General features: G+C 53.5%; 19 protein-coding genes. 6 read left to right on the forward strand and 13 right to left on the reverse strand.

Going from position 1 to position 20,899, the window contains the following annotated elements:
- Nucleotides 1–13 precede the first annotated feature (13 nt).
- The 4 genes from RIC05_RS06760 to RIC05_RS06775 form a co-directional block, all read right to left on the reverse strand.
- Nucleotides 14–1,138 (reverse strand): ABC transporter ATP-binding protein, encoded by a 1,125-nt coding sequence (locus tag RIC05_RS06760; protein WP_350046438.1) that lies wholly within the window; start codon nt 1,136–1,138, stop codon nt 14–16.
- On the reverse strand, nt 1,135–1,920 hold the full coding sequence (locus RIC05_RS06765; RefSeq protein ID WP_350046439.1) for a DeoR/GlpR family DNA-binding transcription regulator: 786 nt from the start codon (nt 1,918–1,920) through the stop codon (nt 1,135–1,137). The genes RIC05_RS06760 and RIC05_RS06765 overlap by 4 nt, the downstream gene beginning before the upstream one ends.
- A 248-nt stretch (nt 1,921–2,168) precedes the next feature.
- A complete protein-coding gene (locus RIC05_RS06770; protein ID WP_350046440.1) occupies nt 2,169–3,122 on the reverse strand; it encodes an NAD(P)/FAD-dependent oxidoreductase in 954 nt (317 codons plus the stop codon).
- A gap of 364 nt (nt 3,123–3,486) precedes the next feature.
- Entirely contained in the window at nt 3,487–4,071 is a 585-nt protein-coding gene (locus RIC05_RS06775; protein ID WP_350042083.1) for an LOG family protein, read from the reverse strand.
- 344 nt (nt 4,072–4,415) lie between these two features.
- Between RIC05_RS06775 and RIC05_RS06780 the strand changes: the two genes are divergently transcribed.
- The 4 genes from RIC05_RS06780 to pssA all read left to right on the forward strand — a co-directional run bounded on the left by RIC05_RS06780 (nt 4,416) and on the right by pssA (nt 8,496).
- Entirely contained in the window at nt 4,416–5,405 is a 990-nt protein-coding gene (locus tag RIC05_RS06780) for a hypothetical protein (protein ID WP_350046441.1), read from the forward strand.
- A 234-nt stretch (nt 5,406–5,639) separates the two neighbouring features.
- Nucleotides 5,640–6,758 carry an Ig-like domain-containing protein gene (locus RIC05_RS06785; protein ID WP_350046442.1) on the forward strand — a complete coding sequence of 373 codons (1,119 nt, stop codon included), beginning with the start codon at nt 5,640–5,642 and terminating at the stop codon, nt 6,756–6,758.
- Nucleotides 6,759–6,937: 179 nt separating this feature from the next.
- Nucleotides 6,938–7,636, forward strand: a complete 699-nt coding sequence (locus tag RIC05_RS06790; RefSeq protein WP_350042131.1) for a phosphatidylserine decarboxylase — start codon at nt 6,938–6,940, stop codon at nt 7,634–7,636.
- Nucleotides 7,636–8,496: a CDP-diacylglycerol--serine O-phosphatidyltransferase gene (gene pssA, locus RIC05_RS06795; protein WP_350042080.1), complete on the forward strand. Its 861-nt coding sequence runs from the start codon at nt 7,636–7,638 to the stop codon at nt 8,494–8,496. Before RIC05_RS06790 ends, pssA begins: the two co-directional genes overlap by 1 nt.
- Before the next feature lie 106 nt (nt 8,497–8,602).
- Here the strand turns inward: pssA and RIC05_RS06800 are convergent, their stop codons facing one another.
- The 6 genes from RIC05_RS06800 to RIC05_RS06825 form a co-directional block, all read right to left on the reverse strand.
- On the reverse strand, nt 8,603–9,547 hold the full coding sequence (locus RIC05_RS06800; protein WP_350046443.1) for a transporter substrate-binding domain-containing protein: 945 nt from the start codon (nt 9,545–9,547) through the stop codon (nt 8,603–8,605).
- Nucleotides 9,548–9,764: 217 nt separating this feature from the next.
- Complete coding sequence (locus tag RIC05_RS06805; RefSeq protein ID WP_350046444.1) at nt 9,765–10,694, reverse strand: transporter substrate-binding domain-containing protein; 930 nt, start codon at nt 10,692–10,694, stop codon at nt 9,765–9,767.
- Nucleotides 10,695–10,778: 84 nt separating this feature from the next.
- The gene (locus tag RIC05_RS06810; protein ID WP_350059749.1) at nt 10,779–11,693 is read right to left on the reverse strand and encodes a substrate-binding periplasmic protein; all 915 of its coding nucleotides are present in this window, start codon (nt 11,691–11,693) and stop codon (nt 10,779–10,781) included.
- Between the two features lie 259 nt (nt 11,694–11,952).
- Nucleotides 11,953–15,147 (reverse strand): efflux RND transporter permease subunit, encoded by a 3,195-nt coding sequence (locus tag RIC05_RS06815; RefSeq protein WP_350046446.1) that lies wholly within the window; start codon nt 15,145–15,147, stop codon nt 11,953–11,955.
- Between the two features lie 26 nt (nt 15,148–15,173).
- Nucleotides 15,174–16,337 (reverse strand): efflux RND transporter periplasmic adaptor subunit, encoded by a 1,164-nt coding sequence (locus RIC05_RS06820; RefSeq protein WP_350046447.1) that lies wholly within the window; start codon nt 16,335–16,337, stop codon nt 15,174–15,176.
- Between the two features lie 100 nt (nt 16,338–16,437).
- Entirely contained in the window at nt 16,438–17,022 is a 585-nt protein-coding gene (locus RIC05_RS06825; protein ID WP_350046448.1) for a PadR family transcriptional regulator, read from the reverse strand.
- A gap of 338 nt (nt 17,023–17,360) precedes the next feature.
- Between RIC05_RS06825 and RIC05_RS06830 the strand changes: the two genes are divergently transcribed.
- Both RIC05_RS06830 and RIC05_RS06835 read left to right on the forward strand, forming a co-directional pair.
- Nucleotides 17,361–18,689: a helix-turn-helix domain-containing protein gene (locus tag RIC05_RS06830; RefSeq protein ID WP_350046449.1), complete on the forward strand. Its 1,329-nt coding sequence runs from the start codon at nt 17,361–17,363 to the stop codon at nt 18,687–18,689.
- A 42-nt stretch (nt 18,690–18,731) separates the two neighbouring features.
- Nucleotides 18,732–19,415: a methyltransferase family protein gene (locus tag RIC05_RS06835; protein WP_350046450.1), complete on the forward strand. Its 684-nt coding sequence runs from the start codon at nt 18,732–18,734 to the stop codon at nt 19,413–19,415.
- Between the two features lie 112 nt (nt 19,416–19,527).
- Here the strand turns inward: RIC05_RS06835 and RIC05_RS06840 are convergent, their stop codons facing one another.
- From RIC05_RS06840 to RIC05_RS06850, 3 genes are all read right to left on the reverse strand, one after another.
- On the reverse strand, nt 19,528–19,857 hold the full coding sequence (locus RIC05_RS06840) for a hypothetical protein (protein WP_350046451.1): 330 nt from the start codon (nt 19,855–19,857) through the stop codon (nt 19,528–19,530).
- Nucleotides 19,858–20,153: 296 nt separating this feature from the next.
- Nucleotides 20,154–20,435 carry a hypothetical protein gene (locus tag RIC05_RS06845; RefSeq protein WP_350046452.1) on the reverse strand — a complete coding sequence of 94 codons (282 nt, stop codon included), beginning with the start codon at nt 20,433–20,435 and terminating at the stop codon, nt 20,154–20,156.
- A gap of 114 nt (nt 20,436–20,549) precedes the next feature.
- Nucleotides 20,550–20,705 (reverse strand): hypothetical protein, encoded by a 156-nt coding sequence (locus RIC05_RS06850; RefSeq protein ID WP_350046453.1) that lies wholly within the window; start codon nt 20,703–20,705, stop codon nt 20,550–20,552.
- Nucleotides 20,706–20,899 lie beyond the last annotated feature (194 nt).

Below are 20,899 nucleotides of genomic sequence, written 5' to 3' on the forward strand. Positions count from 1 at the left end.
CATGGTTTCCCTGTTACAATGTCGGAATTGCAGTGTCAGTTTCGATGCTTGAAGGTTTTTCTTGCGCTGTATGGCTGGTCTTCATCGATGCAAGACGATGACCGGTTTCGCCATCAAACCAGTGGGCTGCAGCGCCAGCCCAACTGAGCGAGACTTCTGTCCCGGGCGAAATATGGACGCGACCGGGCAGGCGGGCAGTTGCCCCGTCCGTTCCGGGGATCGCGACAAACACATAGGTTTCTGCACCCAAAAATTCGCTGCCCGTGACGGTGGCGGCGATGCCCCAAGGCGCTTTATCCGGTTCGGTCGAAAGAGCTAAATCTTCGGGGCGGATGCCAAAGGTCAGGGTGTTGGCAGCGTGGCCTTCGGGAATGACATCTTCTGGCAGGGCGGAGGCGGGCAAAAGCGCCATAGGCGGACTGCCAACAAAACCGGCGGCAAAGGCACTGGCCGGTTGCAGATAAAGATCCGCCGGATTGCCAGATTGCTCGATCTTGCCATCCTTCATCAGGATAACAATGTCGGCCATGCTCATGGCTTCGGTCTGATCATGGGTGACATAGACAACCGTGATCCCAAGACGTTGCTGCAGATCACGAATGTCCTTGCGCACGGAATGGCGTAATTTGGCATCAAGGTTTGATAACGGCTCATCCATCAGACACAGCGGATGACCAGCGACAATCGCACGCGCCAATGCCACACGTTGGCGCTGCCCCCCGGAAAGCTCGGACGGTTTGCGGTCTTCATATCCTTCAAGGCCGGTGACATTAAGCGCCTCGGCAAGGCGGGTTTTAATCTCGTCCTTCTGGGTCTTGCGGACCTTCAGGCCAAAGATGATGTTTTCCGCCACATCAAGATGCGGAAACAGGGCATAGGATTGAAACACCATCGACAATCCCCGTTTTGACGGGGGGCTGTTGGTGACATCTGTGCCATCAATCAAAATACGACCCTGATCAGCCGTTTCCAGACCGGCAATAAGACGAAGGGTTGTCGATTTGCCACAGCCCGACGGGCCAAGCAGAACAACAAAGCTGCCGCGCGGGATATCAATCGAAAGATCATGCACCCCGTTGCCGCCGTTAAACACGCGCGATACGGAATGGATCTGGATAAAGGGTGTTTCGGCCGTCATTTAAGAACTTCGCTTTTTGCAATGTGAAGGCGTGAACGGACGTCTTGTCGATCAAACAGGGGGGCAAATGGCCCATCGGGGATGCTGTCGACAACGACAATGTCCGGGTCGGTGATATGCCCGCCCTTGGCCGGGGCGGGGCGACCAAATTTCGATTTGTCGGCAACCAGAATGGAATTGCGGCAATTCCCGGCAATCGCCTGACGCAGAGACACTTCGCGGTGGTCAAAATCGGTCAGCGTTCCATCGGGTTCGATCCCGCCAACCCCGAACAGGCCGTAATCGACCTTGTAATTGTTAAACATCGCTTCGGCGTCCGGGCTGATGACGTCGCGATCTGGTAAACGCAGCGTCCCACCGGGAATAACAATCCGGTTGCCGGGATTGTTGCCCAGCGCCATGGCGGCATTCAGATTGTTGGTGATCACGGTCAGATGGCGATGATCGACCAGATTAAGCGCGACCAGCTCCAACGTGCTGCCAATCCCGATCAGGATCGATGCGCCATCGGGGATCAGATTGGCGACATGCAGCGATATGGCATGTTTGGCGGCAATATTGGTGACTTGCCGACTGTCATAAGACAGGTTCATGCCCGGTTCACCGGCATATTCAACACCGCCATGGCGACGGCGCACCAGATTGGCGTCGCTGAGCATATTGACGTCGCGGCGCACTGTTTGCGGTGTGACGGCAAAATGATCTGCAAGGGCTTCGATCGAGGCAAAGCTGTCGCGGCGCAGAATGTCGATGATGTCGCGTTGGCGGGTCGAAATATTCATTTGATCGTTCAACTTGTTGCTTTGAACATGAAAACGATCATACGCGGCTTCGTTGTCACTAAGATTTCAGAAGCATGACATTCAGATGAATGTTGGGCGGGAGGGTGAAAGCCGCAGAAAGGCTTGTGTTAAGACAAGATGTTCACCTGAATGTCAGTTCAAACACCCTGTTGAACGGCGATTTGTGACAGAAATGCCGCCCGGATATCGGGCGGCATTGTACCGGCGTAGCGTTTGCTCGACCGGGATCAGGCAAAGATCAAAGATTGATGGGCACCAAATCCGGCCATGATCCCCGCGGCCGAGGCAAGGGTTGCATTATGACGGGCGGCCGCAGCATCACCGGCGGCAAAAATGCCGGGTACAGTGGTTTCCTGTGATGCATCGACTTTGATGAACGGGCCTTGTGGTCCGTCATCAAAGGCACAGCCAAGCAACCCGGCAACGGGAGACGGCATAGCGACTTTCGGTCCGGTAAAGACGGCTGTGATCGGCAGCGTGCGGCCATCTGCCAGACGCACCGCCTCAAGTACCGGGGCGGTTCCCAGAAGTGCGACCACGGGGCTGTTTTCAATCGTGATGCCACGTTGCGCCATTTTTGCGCTCGTCTCGTCATCGGGCAGATAGACGCCTTGCGTGAAATAGGTTGTCGGCCCCCAATCGGGCAGCATCATTGCCTGATGGCTTGATTGGGGCATGGTGGCGATGACGCCGATCTGCTCGTCGCGGACTTCATATCCATGGCAATAAGGACAATGCAAAACTGTTACGCCCCAACGTTCTGTCATGCCGGAAATATCGGGCAGGATATCGCGCACACCGGTTGCCAGAATGATGCGGCGCGCGGTGATGCATTCACTGCCCTCGATCGTAATGTCAAAACGCATGTCGCTGTCATATGGACCTGCATGGGGTTCGGCGTGGCTGACCAGCCCGTCGCGCATGGTAACCGTGGGATAGGCCATGAGCTGTGATATCGCCGTCTTGCGAATTTCCGTCGGGCTTTTGCCATCCAGCCCCAGAAAACCGTGTGATGTCAGCGCAAATCGATTACGCGGTTTGCCCGCATCAATCACACAGATATTGCGTCGGGCGCGGGCAAGCTGCATTGCGGCGGTCAGTCCGGCAAAACTGCCACCGATAATGGCGACATCAAATATCGGGCGAGGGGATGTTTCGTTGGAGATCGTTTTGGGGATCATGATCTTGGTCCTGTTTGTCTGGTCGGAATGCGATTTTGGTTATTCATGTAACTTTATAAGTAACGTAAATTGCGAGTGTCAATTGTCTTGTAACTTTAAATGTATCGTGATTGCTGACAATGCAGGCGTTCGGCCAGAAAAATGAAGAAGGGCAGCAGGGGGAAAGGCGAGGGATCACTCAACTCGTGATGCGCTGCCTGTCAGATAGCGGCGTGGGAGTCGCGGATCAAAGATCGTTTTTGGTGTCTCTAGAGATCCGAATGACCAAAAGAAAACCGCCCTTGTGAAAAGGGCGGTTTGATCGGCTTTACGATGGTGTTTAAGGACCGGATTCTGCGGTGTCACCACCAGATCAGGCGCAAACTCAGAACAGTTTTTCGCGCGGATCGAATTTCGGGGCCGGTTCGGCGGCAAGTTGTTCAAAAATTTCTTCCAGCGTATTGGCAACCGTGAACAGGTTTTTGTGGCTTTCGCGCGCAAAGCCATCGGCAATGATGCCATCGATCATATCAAGGCATTTATCCCAATAGCCAAGGGCGTTGAAAAACACCATCGGAGTGTCATGGATGCCAAGTTGACGCAGGGTCATGGCTTCAAATGCTTCATCCAGACTGCCAAGCCCCCCGGCAAGGGTGACAAAGGCGTCGGACCGCTTGAACATTTCGACTTTGCGTTCATGCATGGATTTGCACACGATCAATTCGGAAAGGCCGGTATGGCCGACTTCGATATCGTCGAGATGTGCGGGGATAATGCCGACCACTTCGCCGCCATTCTTCATGACGGCATCGGCAACAGCCCCCATCAGGCCAATGCGGCCTCCGCCATAGACCAGCTTGATGCCGCGTTCGGCCATCATTTTGCCAAAGGCGATGGCATTTTCCATGTGACGGGGATCTTTGCCGTCCGATGCGCCACAGAATACACAGATTGATTTTACATTTGTCATGGCGACCTGCCTTTTGCTTTTTGTTTCGCAGGTAGCGGGCAACAGCAGATAACACCGCCGCACACCCGTACTCACAGTGACCATAGCCGATCAAACCGGCCTTGGGGCAAGAATTTCCGCAGGGCAGCATTTAAATTTTAATGACGTGATCGCGCCGCATTTTCGTTGCTTTTACCTGCAAAAAGGCCAATCAGGTCTGACAGCTTGATTAATCGGGCATGTTTCGCCTGAGGGTTAACAAGTTATGAACCTGATTGTGGGAAGGCTAGTGCAGCCGGACCAGCGCAGCAGGAAAACGTCTTGCTGCGCATTCATGAAACAAAAAGAAGGCAGGATCGCCCAACGTGTTTGTCGACAACCCCTTTATTCTCGCCATTCTGGTATCGGGTATTATTGCCGCCGTTCTGATGCTTGCCCTGTGGCTTGGTCTGGATCGCGCGGTGGCGCGGCGTCTGGTACTTGGGGCGATTATTCCGGCAGTGGCTGTTGCCGTGCCTGCGGCCATCGGCTTGCCTGAAACCGCGCGTGGCGGCATTGGTGCGGCGTTGTTGATGCTGGTCCTTGGTGGTGTCTGTGGTGCGATCCTTGATTTTGCCAAACTATCAGAACGCATCAGTCTGATTGTTGCCGTCCTTCTTGTAATTCTTGGGGCCTGGCTGGTTCTTGCCGCCCCGGTAAGTGGTCTTTCCTATCATCCGTTTGCGGTTAAGTTGCTGGCTTGGCTGGCATTCCTGATTGTTGGCGCCACTTTCCTGTGGGTCACACGTCCCGACTTTTCCGAAGATGAAGACCCGTCTGCCACATCCGGCAAGGGTAAGAAAACCAAAGCAACCCGCGCGACCAAGGCCAAAACGGCGAAGTCAGCCTCAACAGATGGGCCGCTTGATCTGGCAATTATCGCCAAACCCGGACCGGTGGCCGTCTTGATGACGCTGGCATTGGGGCAGGGGATTATTGCCGATCAATTCGGATTGCGGGATCACGTGGTGTTTCAGGCTGCCCTTTGGATCGCTCTGGTTGTTGCGTTGGTGTCTGAAAAGGCCGCCCCGCAATACCGTGTTGCTGTTTGGCTTGGCGTTGTCAGTGCGTTGATGGCAAGTGCGGCAGCGGTCATGATCAGCATGCCTGCATCCTGTGTTTCCTTTGCCGTTCTGCTTTTGGTGGTCTCGGCAGGGCGGGCCGGGCCACGGCTTGCAGCCCACATTCCGGCGGGAAACCCGGCACAGGCGGTGATACTGGGCAGCGTGATCCGGTTCGGGGTTTTGGCCCTGCCATTGATCATGGCGGCATTGGTTGCCTATGTCGGTGCGCAGATGGCGGGAACCATTTCCTAGAGGCCGTCCTTAATGTTTATGCAAACAGACTGATTCTATTCATCTTTACCTAACGGTTGCACGATATCGTTTGTTCGTTACGTTATGGAAACTGTGGACTGAAAGTAGTACAAGTTTCTAATTAACGCGTCGAAGCGGGTTGTTTGAGGGGAAGATGGCAAGCAATACCAAGGCTTTCGATGCGACCATGGGGCCAGGCCCCGATAACATAAACATCGTTCAAGGATATTTCCGGTGAAACGACCCTATATCCTCGTCATTGTCGGCGTTGTACTGATCATTGCAGCGATTGCGCTAAATTACATGCTGACCAAGAGTGCGGATGAAGAAACCGCACCGGAAGCAATGCAACCGCCTGCTGTTTCGACCACTGAAATGTCAGAGGTCCCGACCACGGAACCGGACTCGACGTCGGAAACGACGGCGCCGGCCATTACCAATCCAAGCTTTGATGTTGTGCGCATCGGCCCGGATGGTAATGCCGTGATTGCCGGTCGTGCAGAACCCAACAGCAAAGTGGTCATTCGCGAAGGTGACGAAGTCATCGGCGAAGCAACGGCGGATGAGCGCGGCGAATGGGTTGTCCTTCCGGGCAAGCCACTGACCAGCGGGGATCGCGAACTGTCGCTTGAGTCCGAAGACGAAACCGGAAAAATCAGCAAAGCTGATGACAAGGTTGTCGTCCTGATCCCGGATGCCAAACCGGCACCCGCGCTAAGCGACACCGAAAGCACCGATACGAAGCCTGCCGAAGAACAGCCAATCATTGCGCTTAAAGTCCCATCCACAGGTGATGGTGCGGCCACTGTGTTGCAGGGCCCGACAGCGACGCCCGAACCGGTAACCGAAACGGCTGAGGCAACGCCGAAGGATGGCGATGAGCCAACTGCAAAAATGCCGCGCCTGTCGATTGATATCGTCGATTACGACACCGAAGGTCGCGTTGCGATGTCGGGCAAGGCCGATCTGGATCATACCGTTCGGATTTATCTTGATAACAAGCATGTCGGAACGGCCCCTGCGGACGAAAACGGGAATTGGGCGCTGACCATTGGCGAGCCGATTGAACCGGGCAATTACACGATGCGTGCCGATCAGATTGATGCATCCGATAAAGTCACCGCGCGTGTGGAAATTCCGTTCGAACGGGCCAAGCCGGAAGAAATTCTTGAGCCGGGTTCACGCTATGTTGTTCAGCCGGGCAACAGCCTGTGGCGGATTGCACGTCGGACCTATGGCGATGGCCTGAAATATTGGGTCATCTACAATCAGAACAGCAAAAAAATCCGCGACCCTGATCTGATTTATCCTGGGCAGATATTTGCACTGCCCAGCGAAGAAAAAGCTCAGTAAGCATCGCTTTTCTTTTCGAAGGGCAGAACACATGATAAGTGTGTTCTGCCCTTTGTTTTTATGAGGGCGATACAGTTCTGCAGGGTTGCGTTGCCCTTTGTCATCACTAGATGCTAAGAACGCCCCCGCATGGTACCAATGGTGCCGAATTGATATGCCCAATCCATGGCAACCAGGGAATTAAGACTTTGAAATCCGTTCTTGTGCCGATTAATCCTGAAGGCTGGAAATTCGTAGCAATTTTCGCGGCGATCACTTTGGGCCTGTTCCTGATTGCGGAACCGCTGGGCTGGATCGGTGTGATCCTGACATTGTGGTGTGCTTATTTCTTCCGTGATCCAGATCGCATCACACCGACCGATGAAAATCTGGTGATCTCGCCGGCAGATGGCCGCGTATGCATGATTTCGCAGGCGCCGCTGCCCAAAGAACTGGAACTTGAAGACAAGACCCCGCGTACGCGCGTGTCGATCTTCATGAATGTGTTCAACGTCCATGTGAACCGTTGCCCGGTCAATGGCGAAATCATCGGCGAGGCCTATGTTCCGGGCAAGTTCGTCAATGCAGAGCTGGATAAAGCATCTGACAATAACGAACGCCAGATCCTTCTGGTCCGTGACAAAGAAGGCCGTGAGTTCGGTGTTGTCCAGATCGCAGGCCTTGTTGCTCGTCGTATCTTGTGTGATGTCGGAACCGGATCACAGCTTAAGGCTGGTGAGCGTTTTGGCCTGATCCGTTTTGGCTCGCGCGTTGATGTGTATTTGCCTGAAGGTGTCTCGCCGAACGTGATTGTCGGTCAGACCACGATTGCGGGTGAAACGGTTCTTGCCGATGTTTCGGTCAAGGGCAAAGAAGCCGCTATCGGGGAGATCCGCTAATGGCTGGCGGCATCGAACCTACCCGTCGTCCGCGCCGCTTTAAGGCCATGTCGTTAACGCGGCTTGTGCCCAATGTTGCGACGATGATGGGCATGTGTGCCGGTCTGACCTCGATCCGCTTTGCGATGCAGGATCGATGGGAGGCCGCCGTTGCCGCCATTCTGATTGCCGGGATCATTGACGGTCTTGATGGCCGTCTGGCCCGCATGCTGAACGCGTCAAGCCGCTTTGGTGCTGAACTTGACAGCCTGTCGGACTTTGTCTGTTTTGGCGTTGCACCGGCGATGATGCTGTATTTCTGGTCGCTCCATGAATTTGGATCAATCGGTTGGGCATTGTCGTTGCTGTTTGCGGTTTGCATGATGCTGCGTCTGGCACGGTTTAACACCCAGATGCTCGGCGAGCCGGAATTGCCGACATGGGCCTATCGCTTTTTCACCGGGGTTCCCGCCCCGGCGGCAGCCGCCCTTGCCATGTGGCCAATCGTTTTGACCTTCCAGTTTGGCGAAGGCATCTTTGACAGCCCGTATATCGTTGCACCTTATGGTGTCTTGATTGCGTGTCTGATGGTGTCGCGTCTGCCGACCTACAGCTTTAAAAAGGTCAAAATCCCGCGTGCGTGGGTCTTGCCCTTGATGTTGGCATTCGGCGCATCGGTTGCGTTTCTGGTGTCCTCGCCGTGGCTGACCCTGTCGGCCATTGCTGCGATCTATTTCATCACCATGCCGCTATCTTACCGTTCCTACCGTCGTATGGGGGTTGAGAACCAGCAGCATATCGACAAGGTCGATGAAGAAGATGATGACGGCCAACCCGATGATGACCCCGAAGAGGGCCTTAATCGCGTTCATCAGAACTGACCAGCGTATCAGGAAGATTTCAAAAAGCCGGCAGAAGTGTCGGCTTTTTGTGTTCCGGGATGCGGCTTTATGGCGGACTACCGATCAGGACTTTTGATGTGGGCGCTTACTGAGAGGCCTGCCGTTTGAGGACCAGGGCGCGATAACGCTTGGCATCATCGGGGGACAGCAATTCAATATATCCCTCCGCCCATGGCATTTCCGGGAAGTCTGCGATGATGGCATCGGTATGTTCGACCAAATGCCGCCCGGTATCCGTTATGCTGCACGCGATTCTGGCATCAAGTGTTTCTGGCATCCCGGCTATTGGCAGTGATTTGATCATGCCGTCTTGGTTGGCGGATTTGCGCTGATGTTCGGCCTCGATTGGATAGGCGAGAAACCAGTCAATACGCTGTAGTTCAAGCATTGTGGTGAATTCTGCGGTTTGTCTGGTCTTCTGGATATGCTTGCCAGATTCATAAGGGCGCAGAATGTCATCAACGATCAGGCCATATGACCGCCCGGCTTCCAGTGCGGCATAGAAGCGGTCATTGCGCAGCAGGCGTGCCAAATCAATTTCGCCTGCATTGGTCAGGAACGGGGCAAATTCGGGTTCCCGGTCTGCCTTGATGATCAGGGAAACGGGCAGTTGTGAAAAAACCGGCTTGCTCAGGATGAAGTCACGGGCCCGTTGTGGTGTTTCCAGAACGCCGGGAATACAAACTGTGTGATCCCCAGACATATTGGCATGGTGCATGACCTCGAATGCCCGGCCACGGGGCAGGGGCAGGACCTTGATGGTGTGGTGGCCTATGGAATTGATAAACCAGTTGACTGCATCCGAGCCGAACCCGCTCAACTGCCCGTCTTCAAGATAAAATGCTGGTGGAACAATATCTATTGCCCAGACGATGCCTTCATCCATCCGCTGCGAGCCGTGCGTATGCTGGCCCGGCATCTGGTGTGGCTGATGCCGTTGCGGATCGGGCGCGGCGGTATTGCCAAGAACAAGGGTGCTTGGCAACAGCATGCATAACGCTAAAACAGCCGTTGCCAGCTTAGCAGGCATGGGCAGAGGGACACCGTTCCACAAAGAACTGGATTTGGATCGCTGAGGCCGTTTCATAATGTCTTTTCGCGTTTGACACACCACAGGAACCGGACAGATCGGCATAAACGTTGGGTGTCGCCCGTGCCGGTTCAACCGAGGCGCGCTTGTTAACGTGTCACGTGGGCAGGCGCAAGGACGGTGATTGCATGGCTGCCAAGATGAAAATCAACCGGGCTTATTGATCGGCAAACGGTGTAGGGTTTGTCTTTCTGCCCGATGAATAATGCTTGAGAGCCTGCTGATAGCGGATCTGATCGGCATCGGAAAGGGACGAGGAATAGAATTTCGCCCAGGGCATTTCCGGATGCTTTCGCACCAGATCGTTGATCTCGGTCACAATGTTCTCGCCGGTTGCGTTTTTGCTGCACGCAATCGATGCCGGCATGAGTTGGTCATTGCCTGCGATTTGCCAGCTTGAAAACACTGTGTCGGGCAGTTTGGTGCGGCGGTGATATTCCGCTTCAGCCGGAAGATACAAAGTCCAATCCATACGGCCAAGTGCGATCAGCTGCAGGAAATTGGCATCATTGCCGATCTGGCTGATGCGGGGATTATCGGGATGGTTTTGCACGATGCGATCAATGAACGGGCCATAGGATCGTTTTGAACGCAATCCACCATCAAGTTTACCTTCCGTGATCAGAAGGTCGAGATCGACTTGCCCGTTGTCGGTCAGAAACGGCTTCAGTTTATGATCGCGCGCGGCATCAACAATCAAGCTGACCGGCAAGTGCGGCAGAACCGCGTCGGTGAAATGCAGGATTTGCTGACGTTCAGGCGTTGGGTTCATGCCGATATTGCAAAAGGTGCCAGGCCCGGTAATGGTTTGAAGCAACCGGGCCAAAGGAACGATTTCTTTGCGATGGGTGTATTGCGGAAGCTGGTCGGCAAACCAGTCAAGGATATCAACGCCATATCCCGTGATTTCGCCGTTGGTTTCAAGCATCGCGGGTGGCAATGGCGTCAAGGCCCAAACGATATCGTCTTTTTCCGCACTGTGCGCAACAGAACCGGCAGCACTTATTACAAGGCTGCAAAGACAGATAACAGATGCCAGCAATCCACGATGAAACGCACGTAAAAGGCCTTGGCAAGTGGGGCGCATTGCCGGTGTCTCCGTTCAATACTATGATATGAGTGATATACTTATAAGGGTATTGAACGGAACAATTGCAAATACTTGTTAAGATTATTCTTGGGTGTTCGTGCCGATGGCTGCTGGGCGGTATTCAAGGCGGGCTTCGAATTGATCTGAATTGATATATTGCGATTTGGCGGCGTTGAACCATTCCCGATCTGGCGGACTTAGCCATTCGGCATAGAATTCCGTCCATGGCATGGAGGGATATTGTTCAATAATCGCGTTGATTTCAGCAATGGCCTTTTGTCCTGCGGGTGTGTCGGCACAGCCAATGGTTGCTTCAAGCAGGGTTGTGTTACCAGCAATCGGGATGGCCTTGATTTCAAGGTCGGGCGTCTGATCGCGACGGTAAAATTCGGCTTCTGACGGGAAGAAAAGCGTCCAGTCAATCCGGTCCAGACTAAGCATGCGCAGAAACTTGGTATCATCAGCCACTTCCATGACCTGCGGGCTTTCGCGGTTCACGTCAAGATAGTTATCAACCAAAGTGCCGTAAGCCCGACCAATACGCACAGCCGTTGTTAAGTCGCTATCTGCAAGCATTTGCGAAAGCACCAGATGGCCTTCGCCATCAAGATAGGGATCAAACAGTTCCGTATCGCGGGCCCGCACGATGGCTGAAATCGGCAGATGAAGCAAAATGGTCTTGGCAAAGACGATATATTCTTGCCGTTCAGGGGTTGGGATCAAGGTTGTCGAACAGCGTAAATCACCTTCACCATTTTTCATTTCGGCCAACAAACGGGCCAAGGGAACCTGCAAGACGCTGTGATGATATCCCGGCATCAGGGCGGCGAACCAGTTTTGGGTATCTGCCGCATAGCCGGTCAAGGCATCACCATCCGTGATAAAGGCCGGGGCAAAGGGCGGAACCGTCCATGTCATGGTTGGAGGAGCGTCAGGTGTCTGTGCCTGCACCCCTGTCGATGCAAGTACAGAAAACAAACATGCCGTCGCGATCATGCATGATTTCGCAGGGTTTTTAAAATGCCACGCCATTGCGATCCCCAGTTCCCGGTTCCGGTTTTCTTTTATTTTGCCATCAGAATAAAAGAAGAGTTCTTAGGAAAGTATGTATTTCTTCCGCGTAGGTATTCATACGTAAGGATAGTCGATGTTTGGGGCGTTCTGAGTCCGTTCTGATAAAAGTTCACCGGCCCCCGGGGAGGGGGCCGGTGTAACCGCGCGGCGGGGTCGGGGGAAAAGTCGCGCGGCTATGGGGTCAATTGGTTGTTTGCGGTCTGATCTTGGTCATGACAGTGGATGCATGTTTTCCAACCCAAGGGCGGAGCTTCCCGAGACCGCCGCCAAGCTTGTGACGCATCATCAACGCACAGGGCGTAAAGATCAGTGTCAAGGCCGTGGCAAAGGCCAGACCAAACGCAATCGATGTTGAAAGCTGTACCCACCACTGGGTGGAAGGTGCGCCGATCGATACTGCACGTTCCGCAAAATCGATGTTGATCTGAAGCACCATCGGCACCAGACCAAGAATGGTCGTCACCGAGGTCAGCATCACCGGACGCAAACGCTGTGCGCCGGTTTGCAGGATCGCATCTTCGATGCTGCCTGCGGTATGTTTTAACCGGTCAAATGTATCGATCAGAACGATGTTGTTGTTCACAACAATCCCGGCCAGTGCGACAACACCAATCCCGTTCATCACAATCGAAAACGCCTGATTGGTGATCATAAGGCCAAGGAACACACCCGCTGTCGACATGATGATGGCAATCATGATCAGAAGCGAACTTGAGATGCTGTTGAACTGGGTCACCAGAATGATGAACATGATGAAAAGGGCGACGGTAAAGGCATTCACAAGGAAGTCTGCCGACCTTTGCTGTTCTTCATCCTGTCCTTTGAATTCGACCGAAACACGCGGATCGATTTCAAGGCCGGCCATCCATTCTTTGACTTCATTCAGTTTGGTATCAACCAGAACGCCATCAAGAACATCGGCCTTGACCGTCAGGGAGCGGCGGCTGTCAACACGCGACAGGGTTCCGGTTTTAAGTGTTGGCGTGCGGGTGATGAAATTGGAAAGTGGCACCAATCCCTTTTCCGTCACGATCTGAAGGTTTTCCAACTCGTCAAGGGATCGATATTGGGCCGGATAGCGCCCGACAATATCAATTTCCTCGGTTGAATCATCCGGGCGGTAGGTCGAAAAATTGATCCCGTTGGTCACCAGTTTGACGACATTGCCAATCTGGTTGATATCGGCCCCAAACTTCAAGGCCTGTGCGCGATCAACGGTGTATTCCCAATCAATGCCAGGGGGCGATTTACCGTCTTCGAAATTATACAGCCCGCCCATATCTTGCAAACCCGTGACAAGTTTGGTCGCGGTTTCGTCCAGAAGGTCAGGATAGAATGACCGCAGCTGGATCTGGATATCCTTACCCTGCGGCGGACCTGCTTCCTCTTCGCTGACTTCGATCTGAATACCGGCAAGATCGGCCGTTTCGGTCAGGATGCGTTTTTCAATTTCGGTGGCCTTCGGGCGTGTCTGCCAATCAGCATATTCAAGCTGAATGACACCAATCACGTCTTCAGAGGCTTCGTTGCCACCCGCACCATTGCCCGAACGGGCATAAACCGTATCAAACCAGTTCTGACCTTCATGATGGGTATCAAGGGCCAGAATGCGGTTTTCAACTTCTTTGAGCAACGCATCCTGTTCGAAATAGGACATATTGCCACGCGCACGGACCTGAACAATGGCGACTTCCGGCTCAACCGACGGGAAAAACTCCACCCCTTTGCCAAGAACACCAAAGGACGCCCAAACCGAAATCAGAATGCCAAAGGACGCAGGCACAACAATCCAGTAAAAGCGAAGCGATCCTTTAAGCATGCGGATATAGAAACCGGTGCCGCCTTTGACCTTGTGGATTTCTTCGGCATGGTCGGCGGCAATTGCTTCGAGGCTTTCATTGCTGTCACTGCCCGGTTTGCCAAACCACGCCCCCACCGTCGGCACAAAGATCAGTGCCATGGCAAGCGATGCGGTCAGGGTAAACAGAACCGTAATCGGCAGGAATTTCATAAACTCGCCGACGACATCTGGCCAGAAAGCCAGCGGCAGAAATGCGGCAAGCGTTGTTGCGGTTGAGGCAATAATTGGCATGGCCATGCGCTTTGCCGCCAGTGGATAGGCTTCGCGACGGTGTAGACCATCAATCATTTTGCGATCGGCATATTCGGTTACCACAATCGCACCATCGACCAGCATCCCGACAGCAAGGATCAGGCTGAACAGCACAACAATATTGACCGTCATGCCCAATCCCCACAGAACAAGGATTGCGGTCAGGAACGATCCCGGAATGGCAAGGCCAACCAAAAGCCCCGAACGCCAGCCCAGCGACCAGATGACAACAACCATCACCAGCAAGACCGCAAGGATCACGCTGTTTTGAAGGTCGGTCAGCATGGTGCGGATATCAGATGATTTATCCTGAGAATAACTGACGGTCAGGTTCGGCGGGAAGGCTTGTTGGGCTTCGGCGGTGGTGGCTTTGATCGCATCAATGACTTCGATGATGTTTTCACCAACGCGTTTGGATACTTCAATCGCAATCGCGGGTTCACCATTTAGCCGGGCAAAGCTTTCGGCATCCTTGAATGTGCGTCGAACATCACCGATATCGCGGAACCGGATGACGGAATCGCCATCAACAATCAGCGGCATATCAAGAATGTCATTCACGCTTTCAAACAGGCCGGGAACCTTGATGTTAAAGCGGCCCGTGCCGGTATCAACCGAACCGGCAGCAACCAGCGCGTTTGAACTTTGAACGAGTGAAACGATATCAATACCGTTCAGGCGATAGGCCTCGATTTTCATCGGGTCGATGATGAATTCGACCAGTTCTTCACGGTTGCCGGCCAGATTGGCTTCAAGCACAGCCGGAAGACCTTCGATGGAATCTTCAAGATCACGGGCCACGCGCAGCAAAGCACGTTCTGGAACATCCCCCGAAAGTGTCACCACCAAAACCGGGAACAGCGACAGGTTCACTTCGTGAACTTTGGGCTCGTCGGTATCTGCGGGCAATTCGGATTTGGCGATATCTACCCGTTCGCGCACGTCGGCCAAGGCTTCGTCGATATTGACATCGGAATAAAATTCAAGCGTCACCGATGCCCCGTCCTGATAGGACTGGGACGTCATTTCCTTCACACCTTCGATGGATCGTAATTCCTGTTCCATCGGGCGCAATAAAAGGCGTTCGGCATCTTCGGGCGAAACGCCTTCATGATGCATGGTGACATAAAGAACCGGAATTTGAACGTCCGGGTCGGCTTCCTTCGGGATGGTGTTATAGCCAACCCAACCGGCCGCAAGCAGCAGGACCAAAACCAGAATGACAGTACGCGATCGATGTAACGCATGATCAATCAGGGACATTTTCGTAATCTCCTCATGTCACGCGTTTAATGCGCGGATTTTTCTGACAGGGTGGTGTTGCTATCAGGATCCGTTTTTTCAGGCTTTGCCAGAATGGGCAGGCCGGTGCCATCGGATTCAAGATGGACAACATCAACAATCGCCCCTTCCTTGACCCAGTCATGACCAACGACAATCAGTTCGATTTCCTGGGGAAGGCCACCGATCCAAACCCGTTCACGGCTGCCGCCCTGAAGATCAACCGGCAGGAATGCGACCTTGGTGTCGTCAACAACTGTGCGCACGCCAAGCTGACCTTCGTCATTTAGGGTCAGAACGGATGGCAGAACCTGATGGGCGCGTTTGGTGCCAACCGGAACTTGCAGTTCTGCGGTCATGCCATCGGGAATGCGCAAATCCGCATTGTCGATTTCGACCTCAACCCGGAATGTGCGGGTATTATTATCGGAAACACGTGCGGTATAGCGGACAATACCGTCATGTTGCGTCCCATCATACAGCGTGACATTGGCCAATTGTCCAAGGTCAATTGCGCCAATCGAATGTTCGGGAACATGGGCCACCACAAGCATCGGGTCGGCTTGGATCATGGTCGCAACCGGATCGCCAATTGACAAAAGATCGCCAATATCAGCCGGACGGTTTTCAACAATGCCGTCAAACGGGGCGCGGATTTCGGTGTTGTTTAATTCGGTCTGGGCAATCGACAGGTCTGCACGGGCTTCTTCCAGCAGGGCCAGGCTTTGTGCGACACCGGTTTTGGACCGGTAGTCTTTTTCGGCCAAACTTTTTGATGCGGAATTTTCAAGTTCACGCTGGGCGACAAGGGCGCGTGCCTTGGCAACGCGTGCCTGACGGTCATCAACCGACAATTTGGCAATTACGTCGCCTTTTTTTACGGTCTGGCCCTTGGTTGCGCCAATTTCGGTGACGCGGGCCTCGGTTTCCGCACGGATTTCAACCGAAATGACCGCTTCGGTGCGGCCAGAAATTCTCAGATAGTCAACATGATCGACTGCCGTGCTGGTGATGGTGCGTACACTTGCGTGGGGCTTGGTGTGTGCGGCACCGGTTTCCTCATTGGATTGGGCTGCTGCCTGTTCTTCGACATCATCGTCGAGATAGGCGCTGCCGATCCAGATAACGGCCCCCAAAACCAGTAAAATGGCAATCAGGCGTGAAGCATTCATGTTCTTGTTCCCTCAAATATTCCAGTGGCGGAATGCGTCTTTGGCACTTCGTCGGCACGTCTTGGGCGTATTTTCAAGGCTTGTCGGACTTATGGTCCGATCAGGATTTGTTGGCCTTGAAGTTTCGCAATTCTTCAAGCAGTCCCTGTTTGTTTTCCTTGATGAATTTCAAGGTCGCATCGCACATGGCCTGCCCCAAACCCGCAACAAAACAACAGCCCGGATTGGGTTTTCCGTTTTCATCATGGCCATATGTCGAGGTGCTGGCATGTTTGTCGGTATTCTCAGGATCGATTTGCTGGCTCATCATTTGATGACGGGCGGCAAACTCGTCAATCAGGGCTTCGGTCAGTTCAATCGGCATTTCTTCGGCAAAGGTCAGCATGAACAGAATGTCGGATCGATAGCGGTCTTCGGCCGGGCGTGTTTGCAAAAGCGTGCGCAGGAACGTGCGTTTTCCGTCCGGGGTCAGATGATAAATCTTCTTGTCCGGTCGGTTTTCCTGTTCGTGCTCGACAAACGTAACCAACCCGTCCTGGGTCAGTTTGGTCAATGCCGGATAGATGGAGCCAAGCGACGCGATCTGAAAATGGCTGAACGTGCCATCTTCAAACATCTTGCGGATTTCATATCCGGTCGCTTCCCCACCCATCAGGGCGCCGAGGCAAAGTGTGCGTACGTCCATATTCTGTTCTGTATCCTTATAAGCTTCGCGAACCAATCGCCGCCCGGCGGGGGAAGGTGCCAGAACAGTTATATCAGTTCGATATATATCGGACTATCATATATCGAACTGATATAGTCAATCAAAGATGGCCGAAGTTTTTATGACAATCTTTCTATCAGGACGATCTATGGCGGTGTCGTGTTACAAGATGCATGGAAATGCTGTGGCCTTGCGTCCGTTTGTGCATAGTCGGACGCCATTTGTGTCCGGTTGTGCGTATTGAAACGATATAGCCGGTTTGAACCGCAAATCTGGCACCCGAACAGACGCAGTAAAAAGATCAGGAGTTGGCCGGAATGGCAGGTTGGACAGAATATGTAAATGTCACGGTTGCAGTCATTGGATTGGTGCAGGCGGTGTTTCTGTGTTTGCTGCTACGCTCAGAAGGTATGCGGGCCTTTGGTGCCAATCGCTGGATGATGCTGTTTATTGCCGCGATTGCGTTCAACCTGATCGAAGACGTTACCGAACAGTTCGTGACCGAGGATCTGGGGCGGATATTCGATCTGTTCTTTGATCCGATCAATTTTGTGATTGCACCGGCGATCTACCTTTATTTCCGTGAAATATCGGGGCGCCCGTCGAGTCAGCCATGGATTCACTTTATTCTGCCATTGCTGGTGTTGAACCTTATTGGCTGGGCGATCACACATGATGGTGGCAGTTCGGTCGTCTGGTCGGGCGGATACAGGGCCGGTGATGTCGTGGGGGCGTTCAGCTGGACGGCGATCTTCATTCAGATCACGCTTTATATTGCGCTGATCTGGCGGGTGACCTGTCATTATTTTCGCCAGACGCAGGAACAGCTCGGGGCGGATCGCAATATCATGCGCCGCTGGCTGATTGTCATTCTGGGGGGCTTGACGCTTGTTTTTGTCACTGTTGCGGTTGGTCGGGTCGTCAGCTTTTTTTTCCCGCAAAGCACCGAGATGTTTGGCACCGAAATCGCCTTTGTCGTGGTTTTGCTTGCCATGAGTTATGAAATCGCCACCAAACCGGCTTTGTTCGTTATGGATGACTGGCCATCTGATTCCGATAGCGCAACCCGGTCGGGCATTCAACGCGCCACTTCGACTGCGCAAGCCTCTCCGACGGAGCACACCGAGACATCGGATACCAAGCAGGATCCCAATACGGTTCCGATAAGTTCTGTGTCAGATACGGCAGTCCGGCCTTTGCTGGATGAAGACGGGGTGAGCCGTGCGCTTGCGCAGCTCAAAGACATCCAGAAGCGCGGTGATATCCTGCTTGATCCGCTTGTTTCCCTGCCCAAACTTGCTCGTGCGGTTGGTCTGACCCCCAATCAGCTTTCCTATGTCCTGAACCATCATGTCGGGCAGAGCTTCTTTGATTTCGTCAATCGGGCGCGCATTGCCGAAGCCCGCGCGGTTTTGCTCCTCGAGCCGGACCGGACGATTTTGGATATCGCGCTGAGTGTCGGGTTCAATTCGAAATCGACCTTTAATCTGGCATTCAAGAAAATGACCGGGGAAACGCCAAGTGCGGTGCGTGAAGCCGCGCGGTTATCCGAAGAACGGGGCGATAGCGGCAAAGCGGACACCCCGTCCGATATCACATCAGAACGACCGGATGCGCAGCAACGGACGCCAAAAGCAGCCGTATAACGATAGGGCTTCTGCAGTTTTATTCTTGCAGGAGCCCGCTTCATGTCCCGTCCATCTTCAACCTGTTCAATCGATGACCCAATCACAATCCGTTCGCCTGACCCTGCTCCTGATGTTGCGGCGTTACAGGCCCTGCAGCGCCGCCGAAAACGCGTTCTTCGGTTGGGCGTCTTGATCCTGCTGATGGTGGTGGCGGGCAGTCAATCACTGGCACATCCCGAAAGTCAGCTCCACGATATGATCGAGGCGGTCGGGCTTTGCGCGATCGGGCTGTGCATTTTTGGACGTGGATGGTGTTCGCTGTATATCGGTGGGCGCAAGACGGCCGAACTGGTGACCACCGGACCTTATTCAAGCTGTCGCAACCCGCTTTATGTTTTCAGCATGATCGGGGCTTTCGGTGCCGGGGTGCAGACCGGCAGTGTGGTGATTGGTCTGGTGTTTGCGGTTGCATGCTGGTGGGTGTTTCGCGGGGTTGTTCTGCGCGAAGAAGCGGTCCTGGCAGAACGGTTTGGCGCGGCCTTTACAACGTACCGAAATACGGTGCCGCGTTTTCGACCGACCTGGTTTCGCTGGCATGCCCCGGAAACATTACAGTGCAAACCGGCCCTGTTTTTAACCACCACGCGCGATGCCCTGTGGTTTCTGGCCGCCATACCGGTGTTTGAAGGCATTAAAGTGATGCAGGATGAGGGATGGTTGATACCGTTGATCCAGTTGCCGTGATCGGCATCAATCCGGGCAGGGCCAGAAATAGCGGGCAGAGACGTTGGGACGCGATTTTTTTTGCATGCGTTCTCTGACCGGTTGGTTTTGGTTGGTGATCAAGCCGTATCGATTAGGCGGCATCGTCGGCGGGAACACCACCAAACGATTTGATCATTTGGGTGCGCTCATCCTCGCGCATTGGGTCGGAATCAAGTGCCAGTGCTGATTCAAGCACTTTTGGATCGACCAACAAGGTTGCCTTTCCTTCTGCTGCGTCTTTTTCAGACCAAAGATAAACGTGACATTCCAGCTTGATATAGCTTCGCGTTGCCGCATTCGGATCTAGCTTTTCAAGGGTGTCGACTTCATATTCGCCAGCCGGAAGCAATCCGGCATGGTTGGGCAGATGGAACGGATGAAAGAACGTCACCGTGCGATGTGTTGTGCGGGTAATGCTCATGATCATAGCTCCTTCGAGCATCCGAAAGTGACGCTCAGCGGTGCGGATCTGGTTTTTATTTTGAATATGCACCTACCGGGCGATTTGTCTGGATCACGTGATCAGACATCATTCGGCAGTTACGGGGGCGCTTTTTCCCGTCGGACGTGCTCAAGACCGTCGGGGTAATGACTTCAAAGCGCCGTTCAACCATTTTTGCCATTCACGGTAGAAATGGTGAATGCCTTATATATGGTATGATTTGCGTGAAAACGCAAATCACTTCCCATTACAGGGGGCTGTAAAGCCTGTATTTCCTAGGCTTCGGGGTGACGTTTGGGATCTGCATCCTGTGCCAAGGCAAAATCTAGATCAATCGGGGCGACGTTTAAAATTCGGTCGACCATCATGCCGTTCAATTTGGCCTTAAGGTGCAAATCGGTTGCGACCCGGCGATAGGCGGTGAAGGACAGGCTTTCGATCATTTTTTCGGTGGTTTCAACCATATAGCTGCCCGCCGGAAAGAGGTCTTTGAACCCTTTCAGATGAAATGGATGTTCGAAGGTGACGGTTTTTTGCGTCGTGCGGGCATCAGTCATCGCATAAGCCCCTTAAATATTTTAATGAATTTTCACCGATATTGCGGTGTTTCTCAGGGGTGGTTTCGGTGGTCGGGCGGAGGGGCATACCCCTCCGTTCGCCGTTCCAAAGCGTCAGTCGTTCGCCCCTTGATGCGGGGCCGGTTTGACGGCAGCAGCAGATGCATCAGGGGTCGGTTCGGCTGATTTGCCCGGTCCAACCGCAGCGGGATTGGCTTCCGGCTTCTTGCCCGAATTCGCTTGGCTCGTCGAGAAATTGCGAAATGACATGATATGTAACTTTCCAATGGGCGGCGAACATACGCCTGCTGTTGGATAAGTGGTTGTTTTCGGGGCAATAGCAACAGACCGGCGGCAGGCGTTTGCGGCCCAAAACCGTGATCCCCATGAAAAGGATCAGCTATTTGGTATAAAATATATTTTTACGTGTCTTCAAAGAATCCAGTTACTTGGAAGGCGGGGAC

This window comes from Thalassospira sp., from assembly GCF_040218635.1.
Classification (GTDB): domain Bacteria; phylum Pseudomonadota; class Alphaproteobacteria; order Rhodospirillales; family Thalassospiraceae; genus Thalassospira.

Bases quoted from the DNA above. Each gene is read 5' to 3' on its own strand.
- RIC05_RS06760 (WP_350046438.1), bottom strand. From the start codon at position 1,138: ATGACGGCCGAAACACCCTTTATCCAGATCCATTCCGTATCGCGCGTG.
- RIC05_RS06765 (WP_350046439.1), bottom strand. From the start codon at position 1,920: ATGAATATTTCGACCCGCCAACGCGACATCATCGACATTCTGCGCCGC.
- RIC05_RS06770 (WP_350046440.1), bottom strand. From the start codon at position 3,122: ATGATCCCCAAAACGATCTCCAACGAAACATCCCCTCGCCCGATATTT.
- RIC05_RS06775 (WP_350042083.1), bottom strand. From the start codon at position 4,071: ATGACAAATGTAAAATCAATCTGTGTATTCTGTGGCGCATCGGACGGC.
- pssA (WP_350042080.1), top strand. From the start codon at position 7,636: ATGGCTGGCGGCATCGAACCTACCCGTCGTCCGCGCCGCTTTAAGGCC.
- RIC05_RS06800 (WP_350046443.1), bottom strand. From the start codon at position 9,547: ATGCCTGCTAAGCTGGCAACGGCTGTTTTAGCGTTATGCATGCTGTTG.
- RIC05_RS06805 (WP_350046444.1), bottom strand. From the start codon at position 10,694: ATGCGCCCCACTTGCCAAGGCCTTTTACGTGCGTTTCATCGTGGATTG.
- RIC05_RS06810 (WP_350059749.1), bottom strand. From the start codon at position 11,693: ATGATCGCGACGGCATGTTTGTTTTCTGTACTTGCATCGACAGGGGTG.
- RIC05_RS06815 (WP_350046446.1), bottom strand. From the start codon at position 15,147: ATGTCCCTGATTGATCATGCGTTACATCGATCGCGTACTGTCATTCTG.
- RIC05_RS06820 (WP_350046447.1), bottom strand. From the start codon at position 16,337: ATGAATGCTTCACGCCTGATTGCCATTTTACTGGTTTTGGGGGCCGTT.
- RIC05_RS06825 (WP_350046448.1), bottom strand. From the start codon at position 17,022: ATGGACGTACGCACACTTTGCCTCGGCGCCCTGATGGGTGGGGAAGCG.
- RIC05_RS06830 (WP_350046449.1), top strand. From the start codon at position 17,361: ATGGCAGGTTGGACAGAATATGTAAATGTCACGGTTGCAGTCATTGGA.
- RIC05_RS06835 (WP_350046450.1), top strand. From the start codon at position 18,732: ATGTCCCGTCCATCTTCAACCTGTTCAATCGATGACCCAATCACAATC.
- RIC05_RS06840 (WP_350046451.1), bottom strand. From the start codon at position 19,857: ATGAGCATTACCCGCACAACACATCGCACGGTGACGTTCTTTCATCCG.
- RIC05_RS06845 (WP_350046452.1), bottom strand. From the start codon at position 20,435: ATGACTGATGCCCGCACGACGCAAAAAACCGTCACCTTCGAACATCCA.
- RIC05_RS06850 (WP_350046453.1), bottom strand. From the start codon at position 20,705: ATGTCATTTCGCAATTTCTCGACGAGCCAAGCGAATTCGGGCAAGAAG.